Below are 16,123 nucleotides of genomic sequence, written 5' to 3'. Positions count from 1 at the left end.
GGTTCTGTGCGGCAAGGGGGACTAGTCAGCCCGTTTCCGTCGGCGCGCGGGCGTCTGGCGAACGGGGCATTGGGACAGCCCGCGATCGAATGGGAGCAGCGGTACCGCCGTACCGTGATCACCAGCGATACCGTGGCCACCGCCTGCGTGGTGGCGGCGATCGGCAACTTCTTCGGGGCCCGGGACGCGGCCAACTGGCATGAGAAGTGGGGAATTCTCGCGTTCGGCACCGAGCTGCTGGTGCTGGGCGCGCTCGCGGTGAGCCGCGCGTGGGCTCCGGCCGTGCTCGGCCAGGGCGCCGAGGAATTCCGTCGGCTCGGACGCTCGCTGTTCGCGGCGACCGTCGTACTGGCGCTCGGTGGGATCGCTCTCACCTCGCGCAACATCAAGCTCTGGATCTTCGTCGCGATCCCCGCGATCGCGCTCGTCACCATGACCGTGCGGTATCTGCTGCGCCTCGGGCTGCACAAGCAGCGCAAGGAAGGTCGCTGTCTGAGACCGGTGCTCGCGGCCGGCAGCCCGGACACCGTGAGCGACCTGATCACCCGTACCCGCAAGTTCCCGCACCTCGGTTGGCGGGTGGATGCGGTGTGCACGACGGACGGCTTCGGACTCGACGGTGACCTCCTGGACGGAGTGCCGGTCGTCGGCCGACTGGCGGACGTCGCGGGCCACGTCCACCGCGACGGCTACCGTGTCGTCGCGGTCACACCGGACCCGCACTGGTCACCGGACCGTCTGCAGCGGCTGGCCTGGAACCTCGAAGGCAGCGACGCCGAGATGGTCGTGGCCCCCGTGCTGATGGAGGTGGCCGGCCCGCGGCTGCACGTCGACGCGGTGCTCGGGATCCCGCTGCTGCGGGTCAGCATGCCGACCTTCACCGGGGGCCGCCGGGCGGTCAAGGTGGTCGTCGACCGGCTGGGCGCGGCGATCCTGCTGCTGCTGTTCGCGCCGCTGATGGTGTTCGTCGGGCTGCTCGTCCTGATGGACAGCCGGGGTGGGGTGTTCTACCGCCAGCGCAGGGTCGGCAAGGGCGGCCGCGAGTTCACCATCTACAAGTTCCGCACCATGGTCGCCGGGGCTGACAGGGCACGTGCCGAGCTGGCCGGCCTCAACGAGGGCGCCGGACCGCTGTTCAAGCTCCGCCGGGATCCGCGGGTGACCCGTGTGGGATCAGTGCTGCGCCGGTACTCGATCGACGAACTCCCGCAGCTTGTCAACGTACTCACCGGATCGATGTCGCTCGTCGGTCCGCGGCCTCCGCTGCCGGAGGAGTCCGCCGCGTACGGCCCGGACATCCGGCGGCGACTGCTGGTCAAGCCCGGACTCACCGGCCTGTGGCAGATCAGCGGACGCAGCGACCTGTCGTGGGAGGAGGCGGTCCGGCTGGACCTGCGGTACGTGGAGGACTGGTCGCTCGCACTGGACACAGTGATCTTGTGGAAGACGCTGCGCGCGGTGCTCTACGGGCAGGGGGCCTACTGATGCGCGGGGGGCGTCGTCCGGTCGGCGCGCGGACCGCAGGCCAAAACGGCCTGCCTGGGGGGAGGAACGGGTCATGAGGGTCAGCGTTTTCGGGCTCGGCTACGTGGGCTGCGTGTCGGCCGCGTGCCTGGCCAGCATGGGGCACGAGGTCGTCGGCGTCGACGTGAACCAGGTGAAGGTCGACCTGGTCAACGACGGCAAGGCCCCGGTGGTCGAGGAGGGGATCGGCGAGCTCATCGCCGAGGTCGTGCGGACCGGAGCGCTACGCGCCACCCGTGACGTCCGCGAGGCGATCATGGACAGCGAGGTGTCGCTGGTCTGCGTGGGCACGCCGTCGGAGCCCAACGGCAGCCTGTGCACCACGTACTTGGAGCGGGTCACCGAGGAGATCGGCGCCGCGCTGGCCGAGCGGGGCGGGCGGCACACCGTCGTGTTCCGCAGCACCATGCTCCCGGGCACCTGCCTGAACCTGCTGGTGCCGATCCTGGAGAAGTACGTCGGCGGCACGGCCGGTGTGGACATCGGGGTCGCGGTCAACCCGGAGTTCCTGCGCGAGGGCACGAGCGTGCGGGACTTCTTCGACCCGCCGAAGACCGTCATCGGCGAACTCGACGCGGCGAGCGGCGATGTGGTGGCGGCTCTGTACGAGGACCTGCCCGGCGAGGTGTTCCGGGTGCCGGTCCCGACGGCCGAGGCGATCAAGTACGCGGACAACGCGTTCCACGGCCTCAAGATCGGTTTCGCGAACGAGCTGGGCGCGGTGTGCCAGGCCCTCGGGGTGGACTCGCACCAGGTGATGGACGTGTTCCTGGCCGACCGCAAGCTGAACATCAGCCCCGCCTACCTGCGGCCCGGCTTCGCCTTCGGTGGCTCCTGCCTGCCCAAGGACCTGCGCAGCCTGGTCCACGCGGCGCAGCGGGCCGACGTCTCGGTACCCATCCTCTCCCATGTGCTGCCCTCCAACTCCGACCATCTGCAGCGTGCGGTGGAGTTGGTCGAGCGCACCGGCAAGCGCCGGGTGGGCCTGTTCGGGCTGTCCTTCAAACCCGGCACCGACGACCTCCGCGAGAGCCCGCTCGTCGAGCTGGCGGAGCGGCTCTTCGGCAAGGGGTACGACCTGCGGATCCACGACGCCAACGTGAGCCTCTCCCGGCTGCTCGGCGCGAACCGCGAGTACATCGAGACCCGGCTGCCGCACCTCGCGCAGTTGCTCGCGGATTCCGTCGACGAGGTGCTCGAGCACGCCGAGGTGTGCCTGGTCGGGACCAGGGATCCGGCCGTGCTGTCGGCGCTGCCCCACGGTGACGGCCCGGTGATCATCGATCTCATCCGCCTTCCCGACGCCGATGCGCGCCGGGCCGAACCGGGGTACGTGGGCCTTGCTTGGTGAAACGACCAGCGGCGACCGGCCGGGCCGGCGCGCGCTGATCCTGGTGGAGAACCTGTCGGTGCCGTTCGACCGGCGGGTGTGGCAGGAGTGCACGACACTGCGCGACGCGGGCTGGACGGTGCACGTCATCTGTCCGCAGGGGAGCAGGCGGGACACCGAGCCGGAGGCGGTCATCGACGGGGTGCGGATCCACCGCTACCCGTTGCGCGCGGCCACCGGAGGGCCGGCCGGCTACCTGCGGGAGTACGGATCGGCGTTGTGGCATACGGTCCGGCTGGCCCGGAAGGTCGGCCCGGTCGACGTGGTGCACGCCTGCAACCCGCCAGACCTGCTGTTCCTGCCGGCACTGTGGATGAAGCGGCGCGGAGCGCGGTTCGTCTTCGACCAGCACGACCTGGTACCCGAGTTGTACCTCTCCCGGTTCGGCCGCGGCGAGGATCTGCTCTACCGCGCCGTGTGCGCGCTGGAACGGCGGACCTACCGGGCCGCGGACATCGTGCTCGCCACGAACGAGAGCTACCGGGACGTCGCGGTACGGCGGGGCGGCCGACGGCCGGAGGACGTGTTCGTGGTGCGCAGCGCACCCGACATCGACCGGTTCCACCCCGTACCGCCCGAGCCGGAGCTGAAGCACGGCAAGCCCCATCTGCTGTGCTACCTCGGCGTCATGGGCCCACAGGACGGCGTCGACTACGCCTTGCGGGCCCTCGCGAAGCTGCGCGACGAACTCGGACGGACCGACTGGCACGCGGTGTTCGTCGGCGCGGGCGACACCTTCGACGCGATGGTGGAGCTGTCCCGGCGGCTCGGGCTCTCGGAGCAGGTGCAGTTCACCGGACGCATTCCGGACGCCGATCTGGTGCGCTACCTGTCCACCGCGGACGTGTGCCTCTCCCCCGATCCGCACAATCCGCTCAACGACGTGTCGACCATGAACAAGGTCCTGGAGTACATGGTGATGGGCCGGCCGGTCGTCTCGTTCGACCTCCGGGAGGCGCGAGTCTCGGCCGGTGACGCCGCCGTCTACGCGCCCGCCAACGACGAGGCCGAGTTCGCGCGGCTCATCTCGCTGCTGATGGACGACCCGGAGAAGCGGGCCCTGATGGGCAAGATCGGCCAGGAGCGGATCAGCGGGCCGCTCGCCTGGCGGAACTCCCAGCGATCGCTGCTCGCCGCCTACACCGCTGCCTGCCGTGACCACGTCCCGGTGTCGGCCGGCCACCCGAACCGGGCAGGGCGGAGGCCGCGCCGTTGAACGATGACACGATACGCCTGGTCACGATCGGGCGGATTATCCGTCGCCGCTGGCGGCTCCTCACCACCCTCGCCCTGGTGGGTGCGCTCCTCGGCTACGGCACCTCTTTGCTGTTCCCGCCGCGTTACACGACGTCGGCATCGGTACTGCTGCCGGGAGCGTGGGAGGAGCGCGAGCTGCTGACTCAGGCACAGATCGCGACCAGTTCGGTGGTGGTCGACCGCGCGGCCACCACGCTCGGCTGGAGCGGGGTCAGCGGCAGCGAACTGCGGGATCAGGTGAGCGCCACGGCCGCCGACGGGAACATCATCAAGATCTCGGGCACGGCCGACACCCCGAAGCGCGCACAACAACTCTCCGACCAGGTGGCCCAGCAGTTCGTCGCATTCGCCGCGCGGGTCATGGACGACAACTCCGACCCCGAAGCGGCGGCGCAGCGCGAGGCACTGCAGCAGACGGTGATGCAGACCAGCCGCCGCATCACCAAGCTGGCCGACGCGGCCGACCCGGGTCAGACGGTGGAGAGCGTGCAGGCCCGAACCGAGCTGGAGAAGCTGCGCACCTCGCTGCAGGAGGCCATCAACAAGCTGGACCAGGCCGACCCTGCCGCCAACAAGGCCAACATGGTCGTCATGGGGCCGGCGGCCCGGCCGGCCGGCGAGGCACCGCCGACGAGGATGCAGCTCATCGTGGCCGGGGCGCTGCTGTTCTTCCTGTTCGGGGTCATCGGCCATCTCACCGCGGCCCGGATGAGTCGCCGACTGCGCACGCAACCGGAGATTGCCGCGGCGCTGGGCTCGGCGCTGCTGGGTACCGTCGACGTACCCGGGGAACGGCCCACGCACCGGCCGCAGGGCCGTGGGCCGCGGGCCCGGATCCGTCGCCTGCTGGGTACGGACATCCGGTGGGACATGCCGACCCCGCAGGCGTCCGGTGACGAGGCCGACAGGCAGATCCGCTATCGGCGGGTGTGCGCCCGTCTCCGGGACCAACTGCCGGCCCCCCGGCGGCTGCTGGTCGTCGTCCCGGACGGCGACGAGATCGCCCGCCGGGCCGCCGGACAGCTCGTCGCCGAGGCCGAGAGCGATCCTTCCGCAAGCTCTTCGAGGGGAAACCCCACGCTGCGGGTGGTGGAGGTTTCGGTGTCCCAGCCGCTGGTGCCGGACCGGGACAAGGAGTCCGGCGTCCTGGTCGTGCTGAGCGCGGGCAACTGGACCGCAGGGGAGCTCGCCGGCATCGCCGAGGCGTGTGCGGACGCCAAGCACGAGGTCGTCGGCATCGTCCTCGCCGGCCTGGTCCGGTCCCGTCCGGCGCGAGCTGCCGGCCGTCCTCGCGATGTCGCCATGCCGGTGCTCGCGGTTGGCGACGACGCGAAGGGAAGTTCAGGGTGACGACGAGTACGACTTCGGAGTCGTCGACCTCCGCTCCACTGCTCGACCTGCAGGCGCTGGTGGTGGCGGTACGCAGGCGGCGCCGCCTCTGGTGCTCCATGGCGCTGCTGGGGCTGCTCGCCGGCGCGGCGATGGCGGTGCTGCTGCCGCCGCCGCCGACCGCGGTGACCAAGGTGCTGGTCGCGCATCAGGAGGACCAGCCGAACGACCCCGGAACGTTGATCCGCACCGACGCCGCGCTGCTGCAGACCACGCAGATCGCCGACGAGGCCCTGCGGTCCCTCAAGTCCCCGGAAAGACCGGAGGACTTCATGGGGGAATACTCGGGCGTCGGCTTGACCAACAACCTGCTGCAGATCACTGTGACGGGTGACAGCGACGCGGATGCGATGGCCCGCGCCAAGGCGCTGGCCGATGCGTTCGTCACGGACCACGTGAAGCGGATTCAGCAAGCCGCGGGCGCCGAGGCCAAGGCCCTGCTCGACCAGCGTGACCGGCTGCGGGGCGAACTCGCCAAGGTCAACAAGACCATCGGTGACGGATCGTCGGCGAGCGGGCCGAACGCTTCGGCGGACCTGGAGTCGCTCTTCGCCCGCCGGGCCGAGCTCACCTCGCGGATCTCCGACTTCAGCCAACGCGCCGCGGAGGCGCGCATCGGCACACCCCAGCTCATCGCCGGCACACAGATCGTGGACGCCCCGCGCGCGGTGCCGCACTCCCTGCCCAAGTCCGCCGCCACCAACGCCGCGATCGGGCTCGTCCTCGGGCTCGTCCTCGGGCTCGCGCTGGCCGCGGTCGGCGCGGTGGTGGCGGACCGCCCCGTGCTGCGCCGGGAGATCGCGGCGAACCTCGGCGCCTCGGTCATCGCGGAGCTGCCCCGCCGGTCGGGCAGGCTGTGGCAGCGCCGACGGATCCGGGCGGCCCGCGAACGGCTCACCGCGTCCCTGGCCCGCACCGTGCGCGACTCCGCGGAACCGTTGTCGCTGCTCGAACTGGGCTGTGCGCGCAGCACGAGCGTGATCGCGCTGAACCTCGCCAGGGCACTGGCGGCGGAGGGGCCGGTGGTCGTCATCGACGGTCTGCCCGGCCTGCAGCTCGCCAAGCGCAGCCCGAAGTCAGGAGACCCGACCGTGGTCAGCGGCGAGCGTGCCGCGGCCGTGTCGGATGAGGAGCGCCGGCTCGGCGTCGGCTCGGTGGCGCCCGGCACCGCGTGGACCGACCTCCAGTACCTCGGCACTCAGACAGTGCTCGTCGTGCGTGCCGGGCACGGCAACGCCGCATGGCTGCACACCGTGGCGCGGCAGCTCGCGGACCAGCGCATTCCGGTGATCGGTGTGGTGCTGATCGACCCTGATCCGCGTGACCGGACCGACGGCACGCTGTGGGACGGGCTGCACACCGCGCTGCGCGGTCAGAACGAGCGGCCGGCCCGACAGAAGGGGACGGGCCGGCGGGGGGCGGAGCGGCTGCCGATGTGGGCGGCGCGGGTCCCGGACAGCGACCAGGAGGCGCGGTAGGACATGTGTGGCATCGCAGGCACTTACCGATGGCCGGACGGGAAGGTCGTGACCGACCGGCTCACCGAGACCCTCGCCCACCGCGGTCCGGACGGGGCGGGCCGCTACAGCCACCCCGTCGGCGACGGCGAAGTACACCTCGGGCACCGTCGGCTGGCCATCATCGACCTGTCCGGGACCGGCGCCCAGCCCATGGTCTCGGACGGCCTGGTCCTGACGTACAACGGCGAGCTGTACAACGCCCCCGAGCTGCGCGCCGAGTTGTCGGCCGCCGGGGTGCGCTTTCGCGGTACCTCCGACACCGAGGTGCTGCTGGAGGCCTGGCGGCGCTGGGGCACGGACTGCCTGCCCCGGCTGCGCGGCATGTTCGCGTTCGGGATCTTCGACGAGCGAACCGGTGAACTGGTGCTCGCCCGCGACCAGCTCGGCATCAAGCCGCTGTTCCTGCTCCGGCGCGGCGAGGGCCTGGTGTTCGCCTCCGAGCTCAAGGCACTCGCCGCCGTGACCGGCGGGTCGCTGCAGGTGGACCACGCCGCGCTGGTGGCCTCGCTGCTGTACTACTGGGTGCCGGACTCACGGTGCGCGTTCCGCGAAGCGGAGAAGCTCCCGCCGGGGAGCTGGCTCCGGTACCGGCCTGACGGCCGGGTGGAGCGCGGCCGGTACTGGAACCTCCGGGACGTCGCCGCCGAGGCGCGCGAGCGGGCCCGGGGCGGCGAGCAGCCGGATGTCGCCGCCATCGTGGAGGAGTCGACCCGGCGTCACCTGCTCTCCGACGTGCCGGTGGCGACCTTCCTCTCCGGCGGGCTGGACTCCAGCTACCTGACTGCGCTGGCGGCCCGCGACCAACCCGGGATCTCCGCCTACACGATCGGGTTCCGCGCCGAGGACGCCAGGTTCGAGGCGATGCCGGACGACCTGCGCTACGCCCGGCAGGTGGCCGAGCGGTTCGGCGTCGACCTGCATGAGATCGAGATCGCTCCGAACGTGCTCGACCTGCTGCCGCAGATGACGTATCACCTGGACGAGCCGATCGGCGACCCCGCCGCGATCAACACGTTCCTGATCTGCTCGGCCGCCCGGGAGGCCGGGGTCAAGGTGATGCTCTCGGGGATGGGTGCCGACGAGCTGTTCGCCGGCTACCGCAAGCACCTGGCCAACCTGATCGCGCTGCGCTACCAGCGCATCCCGCGGCCCCTGCGGCGCGGGATGTCCAGGGCCGTGGACCGGCTGCCGGTCGCCACGGCCCGCCGGGGGTACCGGTCGGTGCGCTTCGCGAAGCGGTTCCTCTCCTTCGCCGACCTGCCGGAGGAGACCGCGTTCCGGCGCAGCTACACCATGTACGACCAGGACGAGCTGCTCGCCCTCGTCGATCCGGACCTGGCCCCGGCGGTCGAGGACGTGCTGACCGAGCATGCGGACGTCTACCAGGACAACGACCTCGACGACTTCGTCAACCGCATGTGCCTGGGCGACGCCCGGATGTTCCTGCCGGGCCTGAACCTCACGTACACCGACCGGTCGAGCATGGCCGCTTCGACCGAGGTGCGGGTGCCGTACGTGGACGTCGAGGTGGTCAAGGCGGCGTTCGCCGTGCCCGGCGATCGCAAGATCGTCGGACGGCAGGGCAAGGCCGTCCTCAAGGAGGCGGCCACCTCGATCCTGCCCCGGGAAATCGTGTATCGGCCGAAGGGCCTGTTCAGCGCCCCGCTGCGCGCCTGGATGAGCCGGGATCTGGCACCGCTGGTGCGCGAGGTGGTGCACGACGGCGTGCTCGTGCGGTCAGGGCTGCTGCGCCGCGACGCCCTGGCGCGCATGGTCGCCGAGGACGCCGCCGGGCAGCGGGACTTCTCCAAGCATCTGTGGCATGTGCTGACCCTCGAGTACTGGTACCGCGACGCGACCTCCGGGTCCGGCCAGAACGCTCGCTCGGCGGCATAGAAGACGGCGTAGAAACAAGGGGACTTCGGGTGAAGCAGGTCGTACAGAACTACAAGAGCGGCGAACTGGCACTGCTCGACGTGCCGGTGCCGGGGTGCAAGCCGGGCGGTGTGCTGGTCCGGAGCGCCTACTCGCTGATCTCCACCGGGACCGAGCTCATGAAGGTGTCCGAGGCCGGCATGTCGATGGTGGGCAAGGCCCGCTCCCGGCCGGACCAGGTGGCCAAGGTCATGCAGAGCGTGGCCACCAACGGGGTGCCCGCCACCTACCGCAAGGTGATGGGCAAGCTGGACTCCTACACGCCGCTGGGCTACTCGCTGTGCGGGGTCGTCGAGCAGGTCGGTACCGGGATCGACGACGTGAAGGTCGGCGACCTCGTGGCCTGCGCCGGCAATGAGCACGCGTTGCACGCCGAGCTGAACTGGGTGCCGAAGAACCTCTACGCCCGGGTACCGGAGGGCCTCGCGCCGCGGCACGCGGCCTTCGGCACCGTCGGGTCGATCGCCATGCAGGGCGTCCGCCAAGGTGAGCCACGGCTCGGCGAAGTGGCGCTGGTCATCGGCCTCGGGCTGATCGGGCAGCTGGTGGCGCAGCTGCTGACCGCCTCGGGAGTCCGCGTCGTCGGGGTCGACCCCGACCCGGCGCGCTGCGAGCTGGCCGAGCGGCTGGGCGCCGCGGCCTGCGGCGATCCCGCGTCCGCGGCCGTGGAAACCGCCGTCGCCGAACTCACCGACGGTCACGGCGTGGACCAGGTGTACCTGGCCGCCGGCGGCGGCAGCAACCAACCCGTCGAGCTGGCCGCCCGGCTCTGCCGGGACCGCGGCCGGGTCGTCGACATCGGCAAGTGCCGCCTGGACCTGCCGTGGAACGCGTACTACGAGAAGGAACTCGACGTCCGGTTCTCCCGCAGTTACGGCCCCGGGCGCTACGACCCGGAGTACGAACTGGAGGGACGGGACTACCCGATCGGCTACGTGCGCTGGACCGAGCGCCGTAACCTGGCCTGCTTCCTCGACCTCGTCGCCCGCGGCCGGGTCGACGTGGAGCCCTTGGTCTCCCACATCGCCGACTTCGACGACGCCGTCGAGACGTACCGGAGCCTGAAGGACGGCGACCTGAAGGCCGTGGCCGTGCTGTTCCGGTACCCCGAAACCGCCGAGGCCAGCGCCGAGGCCCAGGCCCCGGCGGTGGCCGTGCCCGCGGTGCGTCGCGGCGGCGCGGTGCCCACCTCGGTCCGGGCCGCCAAGACGCCGGTACGGCTGGCGTTCGTCGGCGCGGGCAACTACGCGACGTCGATGCTCCTGCCCCACCTGGCGCAGCGCGAGGGCGTCGAGCTGTCGACCGTCGTCACCACGACGGCACTGTCCGCGGCCAACGCGCAGCGGAAGTTCGGCTTCACCGAGGCGACCACGGATCTCGACGCCGTGCTCGGCGACACGTCCATCGACGCGGTGTTCGTGGTCACCCGGCACAGCTCGCACGCCGAACTGACCCGGAAGGCTCTGCTGGCCGGCAAGTCCGTGTTCGTGGAGAAGCCGTTGGCGCTCACCGAGGACGAACTGGCCGGCGTACTCGCGGCGGTGGAGGAGTCCGGCAACGACCGGCTGCAGGTGGGCTTCAACCGCCGGTTCGCGCCGCTGCTGCAGGAGGCCAGGAAGCGGTTCGGCGCCCGGACCGGTCCGGCGAGCCTGCGCTACCTGGTCAACGCGGGCCGACTGGCGAACGGCAGCTGGTACCTCCAACAGGGCACCGAGGGCTCGCGGTTCGCCGGCGAGGGCGGACACTTCATCGACACGGCGAGCTGGCTGCTCGGGGCCGATCCGGTCTCGGTGTACGCGGTCGCCACGTCCGGCAACGAGGACCTCCAGGTCGTGCTGCGCTACCCGGACGGGTCCACGGCCACCATCAGCTACGTCACCACCGGCGCGCCCGGCTTCCCCAAGGAGACGCTGGACCTCGTCGCGGACGGCAAGGTACTGCGGCTCGACGACTTCGTCCGTGCCTCGGTGTACTCCAGTAAGCGGTGGGTCAGTTCGCGGCTGCCCAAGGCGCGGGACAAGGGCCAGTCCGCCGAACTGGCCGCGTTCATCAAGGCCGTGCGGACCGGCGGTCCGATGCCGGTGCCGCTGGAGTCCCTGGTCGCCACCACGGCGGCCACCTTCGCCGTGCAGGCCGGTCTGGCCGGCGGCGCGCCGGTGACGTTGGCGGGGCCGCGATGACCGTGAAGTCGGGGAGTGCGGGCTGGTACATCCGGCGACTGTCCCGGATGGGGCCGCGGGAGGTCGGCGGCCGGGTCGGCGACACGGTGCGCAGGCGGCGGTGGCGGTCGGCGCGGCCGGACGGCCCGAGCGTGACCGGCGCCCGGTTCACCGCCGTACTGCCCGCAGGGACGATCGCCGCGGTGCCACCGGCCGCCGCGAAACGTCTCATCGCCGAGGCGGACCGGCTGATGGCCGGGCACGCCGAGTACTTCGGGGTGGACCGCGACGACCTGGCCGACCCGGACTGGTGGTACGACCCGAAGACCGGGCGCCGGGCTCCGTGGGGCTACGCCTTCGACGTGCCGTACCGGAACGAGGACGCGGTCGGGGACATCAAGCAGATCTGGGAGCTGTCCCGGCATCAGTACCTCACCCAGCTCGCCGCCGCCTACGCGATCACCGGAGACGTGCGGTACGCCGAGCGGGTGGCCGAGCACCTGCGGTCGTGGTGGGCGGGCAACGCGCCGCTGCGCGGAGTGCACTGGACCAGCGGCATCGAGCTGGGGATCCGGCTGCTGTCCTGGGTGTGGATCCGGCGGCTGCTCGACGGCTGGCCGGGCGTGGCCGGGCTGTTCGAGGGCAACCCGGTGGCGCTGAACCAGATCTGGCACCACCAGCGCTGGCTGGCCGCCTTCCCCAGCCGGGGGTCCTCCGCGAACAACCACGTCATCGCCGAGGCCGCCGGGCAGTTCGCCGCGGCCTGCGCGTTCGGGTGGTTCCCCTCCTCGGCGCGTTGGCGGGCCGACGCGCTGCGGTCGCTGGAGCGGCAGCTGCGCAGCAACACCTTCGACTCCGGCCTCAACCGCGAGCTGGCCACCGAGTACCACGGACTGGTGCTGGAGCTCGGCCTGGCCGCGGTGGCCGAGGCCGATGCCGCCGACGTGCCGGTCCCCGCGTCGATCCGGCTGGTGCTGCTGCGGATGACCGACGCGCTCGCGGCCGTCGTGGACGGCCGGCTACGGCCGCCGCGCCAGGGAGATGCGGACGACGGACACGGTCTGGTCGTGGACGGCGCGGGCACCGACCGCTGGGCCTCGCTGCTGGCCACCGGGGACGCCGTGTTCGGTCGGCTCGCCTGGTGGCCGACGGTGACCGGCACCGATGTGCGCACCCCGCTGCTGGCCGCGCTCATCCGGCCGTACTCGAAAATCGGAAACGCCCCGGCCGTGACGCGTCCGGCAAGCCGGCCGGCCCATTTCGCCGACGCGGGTATGACGATCCTGCGCGGTCCGCAAGAGATCTGGTGCCGCTGCGACGGTGGCCCGCACGGATTCCTGTCCATCGCCGCGCATGCGCACGCGGACGCGCTGTCCGTGGAGGTCCGGCACGACGGGGTCGACGTGCTCGCCGACCCGGGGACGTTCTGCTATCACGGGCAGCCCGCGTGGCGGCAGTACTTCCGGTCGACCCTCGGCCACAACACCCTGCAACTGGACGGCGGTGACCAGTCCCTCTCCGGTGGACCGTTCCTGTGGACCCGGCATGCCCGCAGCCGTGTCCTGTTCGCAGACACATCCGACACCTCCGGCGCCTCCGACGGGGTCACGGCCCGCTGGTGCGCCGAGCACGACGGTTACCAGGGCTCCGTGCACCGCCGCCGGGTGGAGCTGACGGCCGCGAGCCAGGAGCTGACGGTGGTCGACGAGGTGCGCGGCCCGCGCCGGGCGGTGCGGCTGGCGTTCCACCTCGGCCCGGCGATCTCCGCGGACCTGGTGGGGAACCGGGCACAGCTCACCTGGACCCGGGACGGCGAGGACCGTTCCGCGGCGCTCGACCTGCCCGGGCGACTGAGCTGGCGGGCGCATCGTGGCGAGAGTGACCCGCCGCTGGGCTGGTACTCCGCCGGTTTCGGGCGCAAGGAACCCGCCACCACACTGGTCGGCACCGGCTTCGCCGACGGCACGGAGGGGTTCACCACCGTGCTCAGGTTCCACGGCTAGGGGGCGTCTGATGGATCTCCGTGGAGGAAGGAGCGCCCGCGGCGGGGGCGTACGTGGGCTCTCGGCCGGTGCGGCAAGTGGGGGTATCTCCCACGCCCTTGAGGCAGTAGGAGAACGCACCGGGCGTCGCGGCGCCGCGGAGAGCCGTCAGAAGGCGCCCAGGGGCGGACTCCTGGGGATCAAGTGGCGGCACTGGGCGTGGCCGGCGGCACCGCTGGCGCTGGCCCTGCTGGCGGCGACCGGCTGCGAGGGCACGGCGGGCGCGCGGCCGAAGCCGACCGCCGCGCCGGCCACGTCCGTGGCCCGGGTGTGCGCCGAGCGCGCCGCCGGGCCGGCGAAGGCGCCGGCGGGCGCGGTGACGGTCGACCCTGCCGTCGCCGGTGACCTGGCCGCGAAGACCAAGAGCAGCCCCCCGCACACCACGTTCTGGCTCCGACCGGGCAAGCACAGGCTTGAGGCGGACCGCTACGCCCAGGTCATCCCCAAGCAAGGGGACACCTACGTCGGCGCGCCGGGCGCGGTGCTCGACGGCCGGAAGACCAACCAGTACGCGTTCGGCGGCACGGCCCGCAACGTCACCATCCGCCACCTGACCGTGCAGCGTTTCGTCGCCCCGCAGAACGAGGGCGTGGTCAACCATGACTCGGCCGACGGGTGGGTGATCGAGCACGCGACGATCCAGCACAACTCCGGCGCCGGGCTGATGGCCGGCGCCCACCAGCGGGTCCGCGCCAGCTGCCTGCGCGACAACGGTCAGTACGGCATGAACGCGTACAAGGCCGGCGGCCGTCTCAGCGGTCTGGTGGTCGAGGGCAACGAGATCGTGGGCAACAACACGGACGACTGGGAGCGGCGGCGGCCGGGCTGCGGCTGCACCGGAGGCGTCAAGTTCTGGGCCGTCAACGGCGCCGACATACGCGGCAACTGGGTGCACGACAACCGCGGAACCGGGTTGTGGGCGGACACCAACAACAACGACTTCCGCATCGAGGACAACCTACTGGAGGCCAACGACGGTGCCGCGCTGATCTACGAGACCAGCTACAACGCGGTCATCCGTAAGAACACGATCCGGCGGAACAACTGGGTCGAGGGCCGCAAGTACGCCGACCGCGGCGACAACTTCCCGTTCGCGACCATCTACCTGTCCGAGTCCGGCGGCGAACCACGGATCCGCGCCCGCACGAACAAGATCGAGATCTACCGGAACGTGCTGGAGAACAACTGGTCCGGGATCACCCTGTGGGAGAACGCCGACCGGTTCTGCAACAGCCCGGCCAACACCTCCTCCGGCGACTGCACGTTGCTGGTGAAGAACACCAAGCGCTGCGCACAACCGGCGATCGCCACCGCACCGCTCTACGCCGACTGCCGGTGGAAGACCCAGCGGGTGGACATCCACAACAACCGCTTCGTGCTGGACAAGTCCGTCGTCGACTGCACGGTGAAGTGCGACCGCATGGCGGTGCTGGCCAACTACGGCACCTATCCGGACTGGTCGCCCTACCAGGGCGACCGGGTGGCCCAGGCGATCACCCTCAAGCAGCACAACCGCTGGCACGACAACGTCTACGTCGGACCATGGGTGTTCGTCGCCCACGACCCGAGCCGGATGGTCGACTCCGGGCAGTGGCAGGGCACGCCGTACCAGCAGGACGCGGGCAGCACCTTCCGCGCACAGGACGGTGGTTGAGATGAACGCCGACCACACGGCCCACACGTCCCACACGCCGAAGATCGTCGGGACGGTCTGGGGGCTGCTCGTCCTCAACACGCTCGGCTCCGCCGGGGCGAAGACCATCGTCCCGCTCCCCCGCTCCCTCATCCAGATGGTCACCATGGGCGCCCTGGTCGCCGCGTTCGCGCTGGCGCTCATGGTCAACCTCCGGCTGCGCATCCGGGCCAGCGCCTACGTCTTCCTGCTCACCCTGCTGCTGGTGGAGAGCGTGATCTCCAGCGCGAACCTGGAGTCCGGGTTCGGCGCGCTGTTCCGCTGCTTCCGACTGGCCCTCTTCGTCGGCACGCTGTGGCTGCTCAGCCGCTGGTGGGACGGCAGCCAGACGTTCGTCCGGCACCACATCCGGATGTACTTCCTGGTGCTCGGGTCGGTGGCCGCCGGCGCGCTCGCCTCACCGGGCGCGGCCATGCCCGACCTCTACGGCGGGCGGCTGGTCGGCGCGTTGTGGCCGCTCACTCCGCCGCAGATCGGACAGTACGCCGCGGTGATCATCGGGCTCACCGTGCTGCTCGTACTGGACCACCGGACCGACAGGACCAGCGCGGCGGTGGTCATCGTGCCGTCCCTCGTCCTGCTCGCGTTGACCCATACCCGCACAGCCACGCTCGGCCTGCTCCTCGGGCTGGCGCTGGCGATCGGCTCGCTCATCCTGACCAGCGCCGCCGCCCGCCGGTTCTTCGTCTGGGCGGTGCTGTGCGCCACGGTGGCCGCGGTGGGGTTCGCCTCCGCGCTGCAGGCGTGGTTCCTGCGCGGACAGAGCCAGGAGAACTTCAGCAGTCTCACCGGTCGGGCCAAGGTGTGGCACGCCCTGCTGACAGCACCCCGGACGACCTCGGAGTACCTGTTCGGCGTGGGCCTGGGCGACAAGTCGTTCGGGGGGCTGCCGATCGACAACAGCTGGCTGGCCGTCTACAACGAGCAGGGCATGATCGGCATCGGCCTGGTGGCGGCGGTCATCATCGTGTTGGGCGGTGTCGCGTTGCTGCGGCCACCGTCGCTGTCGAGGGCCTGCGCGATCTTCCTGATCAGCTACTGCGCGATCGCGTCATACACCGAGGCCGGGCTGGGCGACGCCTCGCCGTATCTGCTGCATCTGGCCGTGGCCGCCTCGCTGCTGGCGACACCGGCCCAGGCCACTCCCCTCTCGACGCCCCACGTCCCTCGACAACGCAGACCGCGCTGGGCCCAGCGATCGGAGGTGACCTGAG

The 16,123-nt window shown here is 71.3% G+C and carries 10 protein-coding genes; all 10 read left to right on the top strand.

Annotation, left to right across the window (positions count from 1 at the left end):
* Positions 1 to 6: 6 nt before the first annotated feature.
* The 10 genes from IPZ69_RS09135 (at position 7) to IPZ69_RS09090 (ending at position 16,122) form a co-directional block, all read left to right on the top strand.
* Complete coding sequence (locus IPZ69_RS09135) at positions 7 to 1,485, top strand: sugar transferase (protein WP_235453516.1); 1,479 nt, start codon at positions 7 to 9, stop codon at positions 1,483 to 1,485.
* 73 nt (positions 1,486 to 1,558) lie between these two features.
* Positions 1,559 to 2,875, top strand: a complete 1,317-nt coding sequence (locus tag IPZ69_RS09130) for a nucleotide sugar dehydrogenase (protein ID WP_235453509.1) — start codon at positions 1,559 to 1,561, stop codon at positions 2,873 to 2,875.
* A complete protein-coding gene (locus IPZ69_RS09125; RefSeq protein WP_374293054.1) occupies positions 2,832 to 4,130 on the top strand; it encodes a glycosyltransferase family 4 protein in 1,299 nt (432 codons plus the stop codon). The genes IPZ69_RS09130 and IPZ69_RS09125 overlap by 44 nt, the downstream gene beginning before the upstream one ends.
* Positions 4,127 to 5,521: a Wzz/FepE/Etk N-terminal domain-containing protein gene (locus tag IPZ69_RS09120; RefSeq protein ID WP_235453507.1), complete on the top strand. Its 1,395-nt coding sequence runs from the start codon at positions 4,127 to 4,129 to the stop codon at positions 5,519 to 5,521. Before IPZ69_RS09125 ends, IPZ69_RS09120 begins: the two co-directional genes overlap by 4 nt.
* Complete coding sequence (locus tag IPZ69_RS09115; protein WP_235453506.1) at positions 5,518 to 7,038, top strand: Wzz/FepE/Etk N-terminal domain-containing protein; 1,521 nt, start codon at positions 5,518 to 5,520, stop codon at positions 7,036 to 7,038. Before IPZ69_RS09120 ends, IPZ69_RS09115 begins: the two co-directional genes overlap by 4 nt.
* Before the next feature lie 3 nt (positions 7,039 to 7,041).
* Positions 7,042 to 8,976: an asparagine synthase (glutamine-hydrolyzing) gene (gene asnB / locus IPZ69_RS09110; protein WP_235453505.1), complete on the top strand. Its 1,935-nt coding sequence runs from the start codon at positions 7,042 to 7,044 to the stop codon at positions 8,974 to 8,976.
* 29 nt (positions 8,977 to 9,005) lie between these two features.
* Complete coding sequence (locus IPZ69_RS09105; protein ID WP_235453504.1) at positions 9,006 to 11,195, top strand: bi-domain-containing oxidoreductase; 2,190 nt, start codon at positions 9,006 to 9,008, stop codon at positions 11,193 to 11,195.
* Entirely contained in the window at positions 11,192 to 13,177 is a 1,986-nt protein-coding gene (locus tag IPZ69_RS09100) for an alginate lyase family protein (RefSeq protein ID WP_235453503.1), read from the top strand. Before IPZ69_RS09105 ends, IPZ69_RS09100 begins: the two co-directional genes overlap by 4 nt.
* Before the next feature lie 172 nt (positions 13,178 to 13,349).
* The gene (locus IPZ69_RS09095; protein ID WP_235453515.1) at positions 13,350 to 14,870 is read left to right on the top strand and encodes a right-handed parallel beta-helix repeat-containing protein; all 1,521 of its coding nucleotides are present in this window, start codon (positions 13,350 to 13,352) and stop codon (positions 14,868 to 14,870) included.
* A gap of 1 nt (position 14,871) precedes the next feature.
* Positions 14,872 to 16,122, top strand: a complete 1,251-nt coding sequence (locus tag IPZ69_RS09090) for an O-antigen ligase domain-containing protein (RefSeq protein WP_235453502.1) — start codon at positions 14,872 to 14,874, stop codon at positions 16,120 to 16,122.
* Position 16,123 lies beyond the last annotated feature (1 nt).

Source organism: Streptomyces olivochromogenes (genome assembly GCF_021538895.1).
In the GTDB taxonomy this organism is placed as follows: Bacteria; Actinomycetota; Actinomycetes; order Streptomycetales; family Streptomycetaceae; genus Streptomyces; species Streptomyces olivochromogenes_A.
Note: the sequence above shows the minus strand (reverse complement) of the source record. Positions and strands in the feature narration are given on the sequence as shown.